General features: G+C 36.2%; 13 protein-coding genes. 2 read left to right on the forward strand and 11 right to left on the reverse strand.

Going from position 1 to position 16,246, the window contains the following annotated elements; genetic code table 11:
• The first annotated feature begins 42 nt into the window (after positions 1-42).
• The gene (locus ASE92_RS07070) at positions 43-2,595 is read left to right on the forward strand and encodes an ATP-dependent Clp protease ATP-binding subunit (protein WP_056849420.1); all 2,553 of its coding nucleotides are present in this window, start codon (positions 43-45) and stop codon (positions 2,593-2,595) included.
• 184 nt (positions 2,596-2,779) lie between these two features.
• The gene (locus ASE92_RS07075) at positions 2,780-3,307 is read left to right on the forward strand and encodes a CAP domain-containing protein (RefSeq protein WP_157255672.1); all 528 of its coding nucleotides are present in this window, start codon (positions 2,780-2,782) and stop codon (positions 3,305-3,307) included.
• A 52-nt stretch (positions 3,308-3,359) separates the two neighbouring features.
• Here ASE92_RS07075 and ASE92_RS07080 read toward each other — a convergent pair whose 3' ends face one another.
• The 11 genes from ASE92_RS07080 to ASE92_RS07130 all read right to left on the reverse strand — a co-directional run bounded on the left by ASE92_RS07080 (position 3,360) and on the right by ASE92_RS07130 (position 15,746).
• On the reverse strand, positions 3,360-4,241 hold the full coding sequence (locus tag ASE92_RS07080; RefSeq protein ID WP_056849422.1) for a RimK family alpha-L-glutamate ligase: 882 nt from the start codon (positions 4,239-4,241) through the stop codon (positions 3,360-3,362).
• A gap of 35 nt (positions 4,242-4,276) precedes the next feature.
• Positions 4,277-5,338 (reverse strand): PA0069 family radical SAM protein, encoded by a 1,062-nt coding sequence (locus tag ASE92_RS07085; protein ID WP_056849423.1) that lies wholly within the window; start codon positions 5,336-5,338, stop codon positions 4,277-4,279.
• 52 nt (positions 5,339-5,390) lie between these two features.
• Positions 5,391-6,641, reverse strand: a complete 1,251-nt coding sequence (locus ASE92_RS07090; protein WP_056849424.1) for a carboxypeptidase-like regulatory domain-containing protein — start codon at positions 6,639-6,641, stop codon at positions 5,391-5,393.
• Positions 6,642-6,711: 70 nt separating this feature from the next.
• Positions 6,712-7,947: a carboxypeptidase-like regulatory domain-containing protein gene (locus ASE92_RS07095; protein ID WP_056849425.1), complete on the reverse strand. Its 1,236-nt coding sequence runs from the start codon at positions 7,945-7,947 to the stop codon at positions 6,712-6,714.
• A 128-nt stretch (positions 7,948-8,075) separates the two neighbouring features.
• On the reverse strand, positions 8,076-9,728 hold the full coding sequence (recN, locus tag ASE92_RS07100; protein ID WP_056849426.1) for a DNA repair protein RecN: 1,653 nt from the start codon (positions 9,726-9,728) through the stop codon (positions 8,076-8,078).
• Positions 9,729-9,823: 95 nt separating this feature from the next.
• Positions 9,824-11,605: a M56 family metallopeptidase gene (locus ASE92_RS07105; protein WP_056849427.1), complete on the reverse strand. Its 1,782-nt coding sequence runs from the start codon at positions 11,603-11,605 to the stop codon at positions 9,824-9,826.
• 84 nt (positions 11,606-11,689) lie between these two features.
• Positions 11,690-12,025 (reverse strand): BlaI/MecI/CopY family transcriptional regulator, encoded by a 336-nt coding sequence (locus tag ASE92_RS07110; protein WP_369817397.1) that lies wholly within the window; start codon positions 12,023-12,025, stop codon positions 11,690-11,692.
• Positions 12,026-12,303: 278 nt separating this feature from the next.
• Entirely contained in the window at positions 12,304-13,197 is an 894-nt protein-coding gene (locus ASE92_RS07115; RefSeq protein ID WP_056849429.1) for a DUF4835 family protein, read from the reverse strand.
• On the reverse strand, positions 13,194-14,390 hold the full coding sequence (gene coaBC / locus ASE92_RS07120) for a bifunctional phosphopantothenoylcysteine decarboxylase/phosphopantothenate--cysteine ligase CoaBC (RefSeq protein WP_056849430.1): 1,197 nt from the start codon (positions 14,388-14,390) through the stop codon (positions 13,194-13,196). The genes ASE92_RS07115 and coaBC overlap by 4 nt, the downstream gene beginning before the upstream one ends.
• A 77-nt stretch (positions 14,391-14,467) precedes the next feature.
• On the reverse strand, positions 14,468-14,794 hold the full coding sequence (locus ASE92_RS07125; RefSeq protein WP_025145617.1) for a DNA-directed RNA polymerase subunit omega: 327 nt from the start codon (positions 14,792-14,794) through the stop codon (positions 14,468-14,470).
• 7 nt (positions 14,795-14,801) lie between these two features.
• Positions 14,802-15,746, reverse strand: coding sequence for an outer membrane protein assembly factor BamD (locus ASE92_RS07130; RefSeq protein WP_056849431.1), 945 nt, complete (start codon positions 15,744-15,746; stop codon positions 14,802-14,804).
• Positions 15,747-16,246 lie beyond the last annotated feature (500 nt).

Here is a 16,246-nt window from a genome sequence, read left to right on the forward strand (position 1 = left end):
TATATTTTATAGTTTAGGGACGTAGCTGTTAAGAAAGGTATTATGGAAGCAAAATTTTCACCACAGGTTAAAGATGTAATCTCTTTTAGTAGGGAGGAAGCGCTCCGTTTAGGGCATGATTACATTGGAACCGAGCATTTATTATTAGGCCTGATTCGCGAAGGCGATGGCATGGCCATAAAAATTTTACGATCGTTAGGAGTTGATACCGGTAAATTGCGCCGCTCAATTGAAGATGCTGTTCGCGGTACTTCGAGTGTAACAGTAAACTTGGGTAACATTCCGTTAACTAAACAGGCAGAAAAAGTTTTAAAAATTACTTACTTAGAAGCTAAAATATTTAAAAGCGATTTAATTGGCACTGAACATTTATTGTTGTCGGTTTTAAGGGATGATGATAACATCGCCTCGCAAATTCTATTACAATATGGTGTTACTTATGATGTTTTTAAACAGGAGGTTGAAGTGAATAAAAATGGTTTCAGAGACGATATTTCAAACAGCGCATCAACAGGTGGCGATGATGATTATCGTGAGGAAGAGAGCTTTAGTACACCTAAAAAGGTTTCGGATATTAAATCAAAAACTCCGGTTTTAGATAACTTCGGTCGTGATTTAACAAAGGCTGCGGAAGAAGGTCGTTTAGATCCGATTGTTGGCCGTGAGAAAGAAATCGAGCGTGTATCGCAGATTTTATCTCGTAGAAAAAAGAACAATCCAATTTTGATTGGAGAGCCTGGAGTAGGTAAATCTGCAATTGCAGAAGGTTTAGCCTTACGCATTGTTCAACGCAAAGTTTCGCGTGTGCTGTTTGGCAAGCGTGTAGTTACATTGGATTTAGCATCATTGGTGGCTGGTACAAAATACCGTGGTCAGTTTGAGGAGCGTATGAAAGCCGTAATGAACGAGCTTGAAAAATCTACTGATGTAATTTTATTTATTGATGAAATTCACACCATTGTTGGAGCAGGGGGCGCATCGGGTTCTCTTGATGCTTCGAACATGTTTAAACCGGCTTTGGCAAGGGGAGAAATTCAATGTATTGGTGCAACTACTTTAGATGAGTACCGTCAGTATATCGAAAAAGACGGTGCTTTAGATCGTCGTTTCCAAAAAGTAATGGTTGAACCGGCTACGCCAGATGAAACTGTTGAAATTTTAACAAGAATTAAAGATAAGTACGAAGAACACCATGGTGTAACTTACACTGATGAAGCGATTCAGGCTTGTGTAACTTTGACTTCTCGTTATATTTCTGATCGTTTCTTGCCAGATAAAGCGATTGATGCTTTAGATGAAGCAGGTTCGAGAGTTCATTTAACAAACATTCACGTTCCCCAAAACATTATTGATATCGAGGCAAAAATCGAAGATATCAAGTTAGAGAAAAACAAAGTTGTTCGCAGTCAGAAATATGAAGAAGCAGCTAAACTTCGCGATACAGAGAAAAATTTAATTGAAGAATTAGATAAAGCCAAAGCGGAGTGGGAAGCGGAAACTAAAACTAAACGTTACGAAGTATCTGAAGATAACGTAGCGGAAGTGGTTGCAATGATGACTGGTATTCCGGTGCAACGTGTTGGGCAAACTGATAGCCAAAAGCTATTGAACATGTACGATAAAGTGGCTGAAAAAATTATTGGTCAGGATGATGCAATTAAGAAATTGACAAAAGCCATCCAACGTACAAGAGCTGGATTGAAAGATCCTAAAAAACCAATCGGTTCATTTATTTTCTTGGGCCCTACAGGTGTTGGTAAAACAGAATTAGCAAAAGAGTTGGCTCGTTTCATGTTTGATAGTGATGATTCACTAATTCAAATTGATATGAGTGAATACATGGAGAAATTTGCCGTATCACGTTTAGTGGGAGCGCCTCCAGGATACGTAGGTTATGAAGAAGGTGGCCAGTTAACTGAAAAAGTTAGAAGAAAACCTTATGCAGTAATTTTATTGGATGAGATTGAAAAAGCGCACCCAGATGTATTCAATATTTTATTACAGGTTTTAGATGAAGGACAATTAACTGATAGTTTAGGTAGAAAAGTTGATTTTAGAAATACAATCATCATTATGACCTCAAACATTGGTGCCCGTCAGCTAAAAGATTTTGGTCAGGGTGTTGGTTTTTCTACTTCTGCAAAAACCAATCAGGCCGATTCTCACAGCCGCGGTGTAATTGAAAGTGCATTGAAACGTGCTTTTGCTCCTGAGTTTTTAAATCGTGTTGATGATGTAGTGGTATTCAATAGCTTAGGTAAAGATGAAATTTTCAGAATCATCGATATTGAATTAAAAGCTTTATTCGGTCGTGTACATACTTTAGGTTACGAAATTGCACTAACTGAAAACGCGAAGGACTATATTGCAGATAAAGGCTTCGACAGTAACTTTGGTGCCCGTCCGTTAAAACGTGCCATTCAGAAGTATTTAGAAGATCCAATTGCAGAAGAAATTCTTAAAGGTGAATTAACTGAGGGCGATGTTTTAGAGATCGATTACGATAAGGAAACAGAACTGATTTCAATCAATCACAAAAAAGGCGAAGCGAAAAAAGAAGCGCCTAAAAAAGAAGAAGATTCTTCCAGTAAATAAATGAAACTCCCAATGAAAATTGGGAGTTTTTTATTTTACAAAGTTTTTTGTGGACTGTATTTGTAGGATTACAAAATGCATCAATAATGCTTTAAATAGGTTGTATGGCAATAAAATAATGAGAATTTAAATCTTTTGTTGTTTGATTTCGCTGTATATTTCGCTCAGAAATCAATCCTATCTAATGAAATCATTTGTCCCGATGATGTGTTTAGCAATGATTTGCCTGGCTACATCCTGTAAGAAAAATATCAATACTGCTAATGATGAAAATCTGACACCTCAAGCGAAAGCGGAGAGTGCTGCCCAGACTAACTTAAACAACGATTTAATGTTAAAATTAGTAAATGATACGCGTTTGGCGGGTTGCAACTGTGGCACTACAAAAATGCCACCCGTTAATGGTGTAACATGGAATGCTAATTTGACGCTGGCTGCGATTACGCAAAGCAAATACATGTTGTCCATTAATAGAATGCAGCATGAATCTGCAGATGGAACTAGCGTTGGCAATCGGGTAACGGCCACAGGTTATATTTGGAAAGTCGTTGGAGAAAATATCGCGTCGGGACAAACTAGCGAGCTGCAGGTTTTTAATGATTGGCTGAAAAGTGAAGGGCATTGCAAGAATATGATGAATGCAAATTTCAAAGAGATGGGAGCTGCCAGATCCGGAACTTTCTGGACGCAGGTTTTTGCAGCAAAAATGTAACCAGCCAAAACGTATCTACTTCTTAAATATTGATTCGAGAATAATTATTCCATTATAAATCTTCTGTTAGTTCAGTCAATGCTTTATAGTAACGCTCATAATTTTGTTGATCGGTATTTAAAAAAAGAAACGGCTCAATTAATTCCAGTTCCATCAATAAAAAATCATCATCTACAAAAACACCATCCACTCTAGCATAAAGACAATTTTTTGCAAATTGGCGAACGTATCTGGCTGCGGTTTCAATTAATTTTTGATCCGGATTTTGAGGATGGACTGAACCGCCATGTGCAGGTTGAACCCTAAAATCTCCGGTTTTGGCTTGTTTAATTAAAGCGTGACTGTAGACGCCGTTAAAAAAAACAAAAGACCATTCTCCGCTTTCTAAAATTTCTGGCAGAAAGGGCTGAATAATAAAGTCTTCTGCTCTGATCAATTCTGTTAATTTCTCCTCAATTTCTTTTGCATTTGTTGGAGTAACCTTAAAGGTATTTTTGGCGCCGCCGCTTACACAGGGTTTTACAATTAGTTTTTTGGTTTGGAATTCTTCGAAAAATACATTGAAGTCAATTTTTTCATCTCTTTCAAGAAAAATGCTTGGTGTAATCTTTAAGCCAGCTTCCTGAATTTCATTTAGGTAATGTTTATCGGTATTCCACCTTACTACATCAATTGGATTGAGCAGTTTTATCTTCTTTTCTTCGAGCAAGCTGAGCCACTGGTGAAACTGCTCTATTAAATCAAAATAATCCCACGGCGATTTTAAAATGGCTAGTTGATAATTTTCCCAGTTGGTATTTGGATCATTCCATATTACTTTTTGAATGTTTAATCCTTTTGCCTGCAGAAAATCTAAGAGTCTATCATCTTCGCTTTCAACGGTATCTGAATCATATTTCCCTTGATCAAGGTAAGTCACTAATGCAATATTCATGGTTAAAACTATGTTTTATCATTTAAACAGACAAATTAAAAGAGTGACATTTGATCGTTAGGTACCTTAAAAAGTGCATGGTTTAAGATAATTTCCTTTTTATTCAAGCCGTTCAGTCTAGCATGCAATCTAAAATTATCGCTGATCATCTTTGCTATATTTCCCTCTCCACGCATTCTGTCACCAAAACGACTGTCGTTTACCGCTCCGCCATGACAACTTTGAATCATGTGCCAAACTTTGTCAAACCGATCAGGGAAATTTTTCCTTAACCAATCTTCGAAAATTTGGCCAATAGCCCCGTTTAGACGTACTATGGTATATCCTGATTTTATGGCTCCAGCATTTGCAACTGCTTTTAATATCGTTGGGATTTCGTGGTCGCTTAAACCCGGTACAAGCGGGGCAACCATTACGCCCATTGGTATTCCAGCTTTGCTCAACTCTTCTACAATTTTTAGTCGTTGTTTTGCAGTCGTTGTTCTAGGCTCCATCACTTGCCGCAAATCTTCGTTCAAGCTGTTGATGGATACATAGACCATGCATAAATTGAGTTTTGCCATTTCTTGCAAAATGTCACTGTCACGAAGAATCAGCGAATTTTTGGTAATCATCCCGATAGGTTGTTTATATTCTAAAGCAATTTCTAGCAATTGCCTGGTCAGTTTAAACTTCCTTTCCGCGGGCTGATAGCAATCGGTATTTCCTGATAAGGAGATGGTAGCAGCATCCCATCCTTTTTTCTCCAGAAACTTTTTGAAAAGTAAGGGAGCATCTTTTTTTACAATAATTTTCCGTTCGAACTCCAGCCCAGCGCTGTATCCCCAATATTGATGAGAATTTCGGGCATAACAATAGGTGCAACCATGTTCACATCCCTGATATGGATTTAAGGAATAAGCCATTCCAACATCCGGACTATCTACTTTGTTGACAATAGACTTTGAATTTTCAAGAATAAAGGATGTTTTTCGATCTGATTCTTCCCAATCATCAATGCCTTCATCGTGTTCCTTTACGTAAACATCTTTTAAGAATTTGTTATGAGGATTAACTTGTGCACCTCGTCCTTTAAAATATTTCTTTTCATCCTCCATGATCTGAGGATGAAATTACTAAAAAAATTAGTAATAGTAGTATTGATTAAAATTATTTTGAATTGGTTTCTTTCTTTTGAAGTGGTATATAGTCCATCGGGACCATATCTGCGACCTTTTCGTAAGCCCAAAATCCCTCATATAAAAGTGCTCTGGAATCATGAATACCACCATTCTCATAAAATCGTACACCGGGGCCTGTTAAATTGGCAACCGATATTTCATTTTCTGGAACATCTAATGGTCTGAAAATCCAAAAACCAGTGTTAGAATAAGCAAGAGATTCTTTTTCTTTGGTATACTGAATAATTAGGGCATCGGTATAACTTAGGTATTTCATGTTTTCATTAAAATCATGTACCAAAGTATCGGGCAAAACATCGCCTCTCGAAAACTTATCAATGGTTCGGGGCATAGCCTGTTGCTTTGTCCAGAAGTTAAGCAAGGCAGTATCAATTTTGCCAGCAGTTTTTCTTATGCCTGTTTTTCCTGGAAGGGATTTTATCTTCTCAAGTGTACTATTAATTACGTATTCTGGATACCGATTTGGGTTGGGAATTTTGATCATTTTGTTGATGATGAAACCTTCTTCCTTACTTTTTCCAGCATACAGTGATCTGAAAAAATGTTGAGAGGAGCCATAATAGGCAATTTCACGAGCAGCAATGTATTTGTTCTTTTTTGCTGTAGAAGTTTTTAGCTCTTCGAAAAATGGATGGCCAGAATAATAAATGATGTGTGTTCTGGAGTTATACTCAAAATGATCAAGCATATACTTCAGTCGATAGCCTAGCGCCTTGTTTTCAACCACCAAAAATTCCGTTGTAGTTACTGTCAAAGTGCTTTTAGTGATATCAAAATCTACATTAAGTACCTGGGGATTTAGTATTTTGCACTGAAGCGCATTTGGCGATTTGCCAATAAAAAACTCTTTAAACTGGTTGATGTATTTTTGACGATTTGGATCTGCCCGAACAACTACTTCGTCTAATTGTGCTACATTTTCTTTTAAAACCAGATCAACAACCACTGATTTATCCGAAATAATAACGCTTTTAGAGTAGGGGAGATAACCCACAATCTGAACAAGCAGATCATAACTGCCGGGCTTCAAGTTTGTGAGTTTAAATTTCCCGTCATTATCTGCTACAGTTGCAATCTTATAACCACTTAAATAAATACTTGCGCCAGGCAATCCATCTTTATTATCTCTAACAATTCCGCTAATGGTAAATGTATTTTGAGCAATGGCACAGATACCAATAAAAATGAAAAATAACGATGCCAACAGGCTTTTAATCATGAGAGCGAATGTAACCAAAAGCCGTTATATTACGAATTCAGAAAATTATTTTAACAATTTTAATATTAGTTTAGCGCCTAGTGGTTGGGATATAATCCATCGGAACACTATCAGCAATTTTTTCCCAAGCCCAATAACCAGAATATAACATCGATCGAGGATTGTAAACTCCTCCATTCTCATAAAAATAAACAGGAGCCACCTGTAAATCAATTGTCGAAATCTGATAGTTTGGCATGTCTAAGGGCCTGGAAATAGATTGCCCAAGTCGATTTGTAAAAAGTGGGCTCTCGGTATCTTTTGTATAAATGACATAAAGCTTATCGATGAAATTGATGGCCTTAATGTTCGCGTTAAAGGTTTTGACGAGTGTGTCTTGTAAAATCGGAGCTCGATTTAAAATCGAAATTCCTTTATTCAAGTTTTTTTTCTTCATCCAATAATTTAAAGAATCATCCTTACTACCGCCGATAACAATTTTGCCTGTTAGGCTCATTTGCGTTTTGGTTAAACGTTTCAAATTGGCATTGATTAAACTATCCGAAGGTCGGTCGGGGTTAACTTTTGTGATTATTTTATTGACGATGAAACCTTCCTCTGTTGGTTTATTTTGATAAAGAGATTTAAAGAAATGCTGCGGTGAACCCAAATAAGCAGTCAAACGTTTCTTTGCCCAGATTTTTTGTTTTCTTTCCGAACCTTTCAAATCTTCATAATATGGAAAGCCCTCATAGTAGATCACCCTTGTTTTACTATCCCATTCAAATTGTTTAATTAAATACTTAATGTTATAGCCTAAAGCCTGGTTCTCTATAATCAAAAATTCATTTGTTTTTACGCTAAGCCTATTTAACTCCTTATCGTAATCAATAAGCAACACATTCGGATTCATTATTTTACAATCAGCAGCGTTTTCTGTTGTTCCTATAAAAAAATCACGAAACATGCCTATATAGTAAGCTCGGTTTGGATCTGGTTTAATCGTTACCTCTGATAATTGGGTAATGCTTTCTTCTAAAAAAACATCCAATTTAATAGGCTTATCCGATATGATTACATTTTTACTTACGGCTTTATAACCAATTAACTGAAATAAAATATCGTAGTTTCCTGGTTTAAGTAGTAACAGATAAGCCCCATTATTATCAGCAACCGTGGCTATCTTGTAGCCGCTCACAAAAATTCCGGTACCAGGTAAAGCTTCTCCACGCTTGTCTTTTATGGAGCCAGACAGGGTAAAACTTTGCTGAGCAGAAGAAAATTGAACTATAAATAATAGAATGAATAGGAATACGAAAGATCTCATTATGCCAAAAATATCAACTAAGTTAATAGTTAATTTGGATTAATGCGAATTTTGCGATGCAGCCACTGAAATTTTATGTGCTCTTTTTCCGAACTAATCTTCACCTGACAATCTCGGATGAGCTGAATCTATCCCAAAAGTTCCTTTGCATTCTCAATTGCCGATGCGCCTGGGTCTTTACCACTTAACATTTCAGCTATAACTGCTACTCTTTCTTCCTGTTTTAGTTTACGAATGCCAGTGGTGGTTTTTCCTCCAGCTTCATTTTTATGCACAAAATAGTGAGATTTACCTTTGGCCGCAATTTGCGGTAGGTGAGTAATGGAAATTACCTGCATATTTCCTCCAAGTGCTGATATTACTTCGCCCACCTTTAATGCGGTTTCTCCGGAAATTCCCGTATCAATTTCATCAAAAATTATGGTCGGTAATGAAGTGTGTTGAGCAAGCAAAGCTTTAATGGCGAGCATCAACCTTGATAATTCTCCTCCAGATGCTACCTTATTTACCGGAGCAGGGGCTTGACCAGTATTGGCAGAAAATAGTAAGGCGATTTCGTCGAGCCCATCTTTGCCTAATTCTGCTTGTTGTTGTTGCTTCAAAACCAATTTCGCACTTGGCATACCCACTTTTTTTAAAGTATCGCCGGTTTGATCTTCAACATTTTTGATTGCTTTTTTTCTGTCTAAACTTAATTGATTGGCTTTTTTTGTTAACTCAAGCTTAAGGTGCTCGATTTCTCGTTGAAGTTTTTCAATGTTTTCATCAGAACTCAACAACTGATTTAAATTATTTTCCAATTGGCTTTGAATAGCCAATAGCTCATTATTGTTACTTACGCGATGTTTTTGCTGTAGAGAATAGAATAGATCCAGCCTTTGATTAATAATTTCTAATTGATCAGCGCTGTGCACAGTATTTTCTTCCAAGCTAGAAACTTCATCTGCAATATCTTTAATTTCGATTATCGATGATTTTAAACGCTCAAAAAGTATATTGATAGCTGGATCGAACTTTTCTATTCCTTGTAGTTGTAGCTGAGCTTCCTTTAATATTTGCATTGCCGACGGTTCACTTTCATTTAGCAAGGCGCTGGAATTGAGTAAAGCTCTTTTTATTGTTTCTGCATGGGTAAGTTTCTCTAGCTCTAGTTCTAAATCTTCTTGCTCGCCTTCTTTTAAGTTAGCTTGTTCTAACTCGTTAAACAAAAACTGTTCGTAATCTTGTTTGCTTCGAGCCTCGTCAGCATCACTAATTATTTTTTTTAAACGGCTGCTATCTTGCTTTAATTTTTTAAAACCGTTGCGATATTCTAATAATAAAGCTTTATGATTAGCCAACGAATCTACAATGAGCAATTGAAAATCGGCATCATTAATTTCTTGCGTAGCATGTTGTGAATGAATATCGATTAACTTTTCGCCAATTTGCTTCAAAATGGATAGATTAACCGGCGTATCGTTTATAAAGGATCTTGTTTTTCCATCAATCGAAATCTCTCTCCTTAAAATGGTCTCATTAGAAAAGTCTAAGTCGTTTTCTTCAAAAATTTCTCTTAAGTGTTCGTCAGCCAATGCAAAAACACCTTCAATAACGCATTTTTTATCTTGGTTAAAAAAGTATTTGCTCTCTGCCCGCTGACCCAGTATCAATGACAGCGCACCTAAAATAATCGATTTACCAGCACCTGTTTCACCAGTGATAATATTTAAACCTTTATCAAATTCGATATCCAAGCTATCGATTAATGCGTAATTACGAATAGAAAGTTTTTGTAGCATACAGAGTACGAAATTAAAAAAAGTTATTTTAACAAATGCCTAAAAACAAAAACAGCGAAGAATAATCTTCGCTGTTTAATATTTGCATGTTTGGTTTAGTTCTCTTTTCTTTCTTTACGCTCCGCTTTTTCCATTTTCTCTTTAAGCTCTTTCACTTCATTGTCGAATTTTTGCTTCAACCTTTTATATTCTTTTGTTTGTTTAACCTTATTAGTATTATTACTTGAGTTTTGATTCATATAAATCGATGTTCCATCCATTCCAAATGCAATATTATCATTCATATTGATAAATAATGAGTCTGGATTAATTCTTGCTAACTCAGCTAATTTAGTACGATCAATCCCTTTTAAGCCTTTAATCCGAGCATGATCAAGTTGTGCCCTAAACTCAGGATTGTTCATTTTAGCAATCATACCGTCACTTAGCTTTCTCCATTTAGCTTGTGCCTCTGGAGAGTTATATTCTTTCGCGATATCTTCGCCGAATTTCTTCCATTTTGCCTGAGCCTCAGGCGAGTTGTACTGTTTTGCTACATCTTCACCAATTTTTTTCCATTTCGCTTGTGCCTCTGGTGAATTGAATTTTTTATAAATTTTAGCTTGAAACAATGAATCTTTAAATCTAAATCCGGAATCAATATTCATTCTAAAAAATCTATTTCCTGAGAAAACTTCATCTTTATAAAAATCTCTTTTTAAACTGTCTGGCATTTCCTTTACGGAGTTATATTCCGTTTTTTTACCATTGGCATCTATCGTTACTATCTTAATCTTGCGCTTCTTAGTCGTATCAAGGCAAACAATAGTTTTTAAAATTTCTTGATCATGAGAAATAGCGACCATTTGTTGTCTAACCATGGTTTTATTTACCTTTTTCGTTGTTGCAGGATTAATCCATGCGATAGAAAATAAGCATGCAATTCCTAAAGTTAGCGCAGCCATCTGCTGTTTAACATTTAAATAATTCGTTTTCATATTCGTGATTCGTTTTATACGTTGATATAAATTTTGTGTCTTTCCGGTTGCTGCTAAAGCATAAGCCGGACTGCTTTTATCTTTTAAAAGTTCCAACTTAAGTAATGCATGAGCATAATTTAGAGGCTTCCCAGTCAGCCTCACTACCAGGTCATCGCAGGCATGTTCGCGTTCGATATGGATAAATCTCCCCGCCATCCACACAAAGGGATTGTAGAACAACAACGTTTCGATTCCAGTTTTAATTAGGTTAAGTAAGTAATCATTTCTTCTGATATGGGATAATTCATGGATCAGAATAGCCTCAACTTGATCATTATCCAACTGATTTACCAGTGCCACCGGAAATAGAACTACCGGCTTTAAATAGCCAATTACTAACGGAACATTCACAATTGACGACAAATGGAATTTGACAGCTTTATTAATTTGAAGTTTCAGGGTAACTTCGTCAAATATTATTCTCCAACTTACAGGGATAGCACTTAAGCTATCTTTCTTAAATTTAGCTAGCTGGTGATAACCTTTGCTAATTACAAAAAGTTGTAAAAAGATTCCGATAATGTAAAAAGCCGCAACCATAGGGAAGTACTGCTCTGCCTTGCTACTAAAGCTGGGAGGGAGGTTATTGAAATATTGGTGAAGCTGTACTGATTCAAGATTACCTGTAATTGTATCTTTTGGGGTGTTAAATGTGATTTTGCTAAAGAAATTGTATACAAAACCGATGAACATTAATACGATAGAACCGAAAGCCAAATTGTGTTTATATCTTGCAGCCATTTTTGGCACACTTAGTAGGATGATAAACAGAACTCCGTAAATAAGAGCGCTTTGCCAGAGCGAGTTTAAAATGCTCCAGCCAAATGCTTTGATAAATTGTTGTAATAAAGTTTCCATAATGGTGGTTTTATTTCTTATTGATTTTTTCCGCTGATAAATTTTAGGGATCTAAACCCTACACCTTTTCGTTTGAACCTTGACTTACTTAAGGCCATCTAAATATTTTTTAATTTCATCAATCTCATCGGCGCTAGCACTGTGGTTACCTAAAGCCTGCATAACTAACCGAGCTGCCGAACCATTAAATACATTATCAATCATCTTGCTCACCATTTGTTTCTCAGTTTTATCTTTGCTCACAATAGCTTTGTAGATGTGCGTCTTTTGGTTGGTATCCCTTTCTACCAGGCCTTTCTCATGCATAATTTGCATTAATTTCAAAGTGGTGGTATAACCAGAATCTTTTTTATTCAAAGCCTCATGTACCTCTCTTACTGTAGCCAAGCCTTTTTGCCAAAGTACTTGTAAAATTTCCATTTCGCCTTCTGTGGGTTTGATGTTGCTATGCGTCATATTACCGTTCTACGAATTATTTCGTAATCAAATGTACGAAGATATTCGTATATTCAAAATATTTTAACATTTTTCTAAAATAGGGGAATAACCGGAAAACCAGAAGCCTCTCTTGGAGATAAGACGCAGGAAAGTTTAAAGTGTTGCATCTTTAGTTAAAATTCGATCAAGAACACAATACTGATATCCACCAAAGCTTGTGCAAGTATTATTCAACTAAAGATTTGAGAAGATAAAAAATATTAATTTTTCTTCAAGCCTTCGTATTTACCAATATTTGCTGGATCTATTTCAGCAAGCATGTTATAAGCCTTCATACGTTCTTGAGTATTCAGCTTTGATAATACATTGGTTACTTCTTCAGCTTTAGAAGCGAAATAAACGTTTGGAAAGATGGATCCCAACTTCTGTTTATCCATTTGCTGTAAAGCTGGTAGTGCAGAGACAATCTGTGTTAAGCCTTTATCGTTATCTGTAAGTTGATCTAAACCATTTAAGTGATAAGCATAAATAAAGGCTCTCAATTCGATGAAAACTGGATTCAATACGTTTTCATTAAACCAGAAACGATTACGCAAACCATCTGCCGCCTTCCATCCGGTATTACCTGATGCTTGAGCAAGATTGATAATATTCTGTGCTTTTTTAAAGTAATTATTACCGCCCATTTTTGCAAAGCTGTCTTTATCTAATCCGATAATGGTATAGGCATAATAGGATAGAAGTGCACTAATGTTAGAAATATAATTCTGATCGGAAAAATCAATCGTAGAGCCATCATTGTAACTGAAATCAAAATTCTTATCGCTCATGTTCAATAAAGTGCTGTTATAAGAACTGTTGAAAACCGGTCTGCTGCTTTGAATTTGTGCCTCGGCTATGTATCCAGAACCACCGTCCCAAGAGTTAATTGTAATTACGAAGCTACAATCAATTCGTTCTTGTGGTTTATAACTTTCGCTACTAAATTTATTATTGTTTAAAAAATCACGAATTGTTCTTTGCAATGCTTCCAGTGTCGGCTTACTCATATTTGAAACCTGAGGAGCCAAAACTGTTACTCTCGCATTTAGTTCTTGTGCTTGCACTTTCCCCAAACCCATCAATAGCAATATCCAAACAATTTTTTTTATCATGTTGAAATCTTTAAAATAGCAGCACAAATGTCTTTAGCTACAGCTGTTTTCGACTTCATTTCGTAAACAGATCGCTCTAATGCTTTGTTAAAAATAGTAATTTTATTCGTATCCGATTTAAATCCTGCACCTTTATCATTTAAGGAATTCAGAACCACTAAATCCAGATTTTTCTTTTCCAACTTACCTTTAGCATAGTTTTCTTCATCATTGGTTTCCAATGCAAATCCAACTAATATCTGATTGTCTTTTTTATTCTTTCCTAAAGTTGCCAAAATATCAACCGTCTTTTCCAGTTCTAAAGTCAATTCAGATTCTTCCTTTTTAATTTTTTGGCTAGCAACAACTTTTGGACGATAATCTGCAACAGCTGCACACATCACTATGATATCAATAGCTGGAGAAATTGACATACAGGCGTTCAGCATTTCTTCTGCACTTACTACATCTACTCTTTTTAAATCTGTTAACGATTTTTGAGCGGTTGGTCCGGCGACTAGTGTTACTTCGGCGCCAAGGTTTGCCAACTCATCAGCCAAAGCAAAACCCATTTTACCCGACGAATGGTTCCCAATAAATCTAACAGGGTCAATAGCTTCGTAGGTTGGGCCGGCGGTAACCATTACTTTTTTACCATATAATGGCTGCGAAGCTTTGATTGATTCATCCAGAAAAGAGATAATCTCCTCTGGTTCCGCCATTCTTCCCTCACCGTAAAGTCCACTGGCTAATTCACCACTAGCAGGAGAAATAACTGTATTGCCAAAGCTAGAAATTTTTGAAATGTTGGTTTGTGTACTTTCATGTTTCCACATATCTAAATCCATTGCAGGTGCAACGTAAACATCACATTTTGCAGAAAGATACACAGCAGTTAGCAAATTATCACAAATACCCGAAGCAAGCTTTGCCAGCGTATTCGCACTAATAGGTGCAATGATAATTAAATCGGCCCATAAACCTAATTCAACATGGTTGCTCCAAACACCGGTTTCCTCTTCGAAGTATCGGGTATAAACAGGGTTTTTAGAAAGCGTAGCAAGGGTAAGTGGCGTAATGAAATTTGCGCCATCGGAGGTGAGGATAACCTTAACGTTTGCACCAGCTTTAACCAGTAATCTAACCAGAATGGCCGACTTATAAGCTGCAATGCTACCGCAAACGCCAAGGATAATATTTTTATTTTTTAGCATGAACTGTTTGGCATAAAGCTTAGACTTAGAGCACTAAACATGCTTAAGAAAGCGCTATGCCCCTTGCTCTTCGCTAATTATTTTTGTTCTTTAGCAGGATTTCTGTGATAAATTTTCTCGTTTAAAAATTCATCAATTGCAACCAAAACAGGCTTTGGCATACGCTCATAGTGCTTGCTGATTTCAATTTGCTCACGGTTTTCAAAAATCTCTTCTAAGTTATCGTTGCTCGATGCAAATTCTGCCAATTTACCGTGAAGCTCTTCTTTCACGTTGTTAGAAATCTGATTTGCTCTTTTGGCAATTACAACTAAAGATTCATATAAGTTATCTGTAGTTTTATCTAAATCGTGAACGTTTCTAGTCACTGTAGTGTTCGGTACAGCAGGTTTGTTAGTATTCATGTATTGATTAATTTTTAATATTTGTGTTATCGGCAGTAGTTGGTTTTAAAGAAACGGTATCTTTTAATCTACCAGTTCTAATCAACATTTGCTTATATTTTTCTTGGTCAGCCGCATATAAAGCCAGCTCTTGTTTGGTAGTAGCAATGCCATCTTCAACATCTTGTTTAAGTTGCTTAGCTTCTTTAGTAAACTTGCTTTCAGGATGGTTTTCTGTAAATTCTGTATAAAGTTCTATAGCTTCATTATAACGATCTTCCTGGCGGATAATATAGCTATTTTTTGCATACAGATACTGAGCTTTTATCATGAGATAATCCATCTCTTCTGCATACTTAATATCTGGATAATCTCGTTGTGCATTTTTTAAAGCGATAACAGCAGCTCTGTAATTATCAACATTACTTGGACCAGTAGTCAGGTACATTTTGGCATTCTCAAAAGCCTTATCTTCCAATTTCCCTCGCAATGTCGCAATGTATTTACCTGCAGCAGCGGCACGATCACTCGTTGGGTATAAATTGATAAATAATTGCAATGCATCAATAGCCTTATAAGTGTTTTCTTGATCTAATGAAAAAGCAGGTGATTCCAGGTAATAGCAATAAGCGCCCATATAGCGAGCCTCTTCAGCATTTTTACTCGCCGGATAAGTATCTGCAAAGCTTTTGAACTGATATCTGGCCGTGGTATAATCGCTTAATCTATATAAGGTATAAGCATAATAATAGTTTAGATCTTCAGCTTCTGCACGTCCACGATATTTCTGCGAAAGATCTTCGAAAAGCACTAATGCTTTACTGTAATCTCTCTTATTATATAAACGAAGTGCCTCCTGATATTTTTTCGCAACGTCGTTACTCGCTCTCAATTTTTCAAAACGACTTTTACAACCCGCAATACCCAATGCGGCAACAAATACTAAAATAATTAAGTGTTTAACTTTAAACATTCTGCAAAGATAATTAATAATACGATAACATCAATAAAAACAATTCGCCGCTAAGCTATGCAATACAACCCACTACATATATATAGTTAACAATTTTTAACATACACATTAGTTCTACTCCTGTAATATATATGCTATACATATTCATTTTTGAAAACTGTTCCCAATTACTAGAATTTAATCTTGTTCCCCGTTTAAATTGATTTCTTCGGAAATTAGGGACGTCGCTGTTGCAGGCATCAAATATGGATTTTCTACTTTGATCGGCTTTACCTGGCGCAGCGTTTGCATGTAACAACAATCTACCCATCCATCAAACCCAAAACCACCACACCAAAACCGTTACGCTGGCTTACTAGCTAAGCGACCAATACTTTCCAGTCTATATGATCTATATATCTCCTATGTTTGAGACGAATCTTTTAAAGGTTTAAATTGTAATCACTTAAGTGAAGAATGATGAGAGCGGATGTATTTCTAAACAACATTCAATTGTATGT

It is taken from the genome of Pedobacter sp. Leaf41 (genome assembly GCF_001422545.1).
Classification (GTDB): Bacteria; Bacteroidota; Bacteroidia; order Sphingobacteriales; family Sphingobacteriaceae; genus Pedobacter.

Excerpts from the sequence above, each read along its gene's own strand:
- ASE92_RS07125 (WP_025145617.1), bottom strand. The coding sequence starts at position 14,794 with ATGAATACTAACAAACCTGCTGTACCGAACACTACAGTGACTAGAAAC.
- ASE92_RS07075 (WP_157255672.1), top strand. The coding sequence starts at position 2,780 with ATGAAATCATTTGTCCCGATGATGTGTTTAGCAATGATTTGCCTGGCT.
- ASE92_RS07105 (WP_056849427.1), bottom strand. The coding sequence starts at position 11,605 with ATGGAAACTTTATTACAACAATTTATCAAAGCATTTGGCTGGAGCATT.
- recN (WP_056849426.1), bottom strand. The coding sequence starts at position 9,728 with ATGCTACAAAAACTTTCTATTCGTAATTACGCATTAATCGATAGCTTG.
- ASE92_RS07095 (WP_056849425.1), bottom strand. The coding sequence starts at position 7,947 with ATGAGATCTTTCGTATTCCTATTCATTCTATTATTTATAGTTCAATTT.
- ASE92_RS07115 (WP_056849429.1), bottom strand. The coding sequence starts at position 13,197 with ATGATAAAAAAAATTGTTTGGATATTGCTATTGATGGGTTTGGGGAAA.
- ASE92_RS07110 (WP_369817397.1), bottom strand. The coding sequence starts at position 12,025 with ATGGAAATTTTACAAGTACTTTGGCAAAAAGGCTTGGCTACAGTAAGA.
- ASE92_RS07090 (WP_056849424.1), bottom strand. The coding sequence starts at position 6,641 with ATGATTAAAAGCCTGTTGGCATCGTTATTTTTCATTTTTATTGGTATC.
- ASE92_RS07085 (WP_056849423.1), bottom strand. The coding sequence starts at position 5,338 with ATGGAGGATGAAAAGAAATATTTTAAAGGACGAGGTGCACAAGTTAAT.
- coaBC (WP_056849430.1), bottom strand. The coding sequence starts at position 14,390 with ATGCTAAAAAATAAAAATATTATCCTTGGCGTTTGCGGTAGCATTGCA.
- ASE92_RS07130 (WP_056849431.1), bottom strand. The coding sequence starts at position 15,746 with ATGTTTAAAGTTAAACACTTAATTATTTTAGTATTTGTTGCCGCATTG.
- ASE92_RS07070 (WP_056849420.1), top strand. The coding sequence starts at position 43 with ATGGAAGCAAAATTTTCACCACAGGTTAAAGATGTAATCTCTTTTAGT.
- ASE92_RS07080 (WP_056849422.1), bottom strand. The coding sequence starts at position 4,241 with ATGAATATTGCATTAGTGACTTACCTTGATCAAGGGAAATATGATTCA.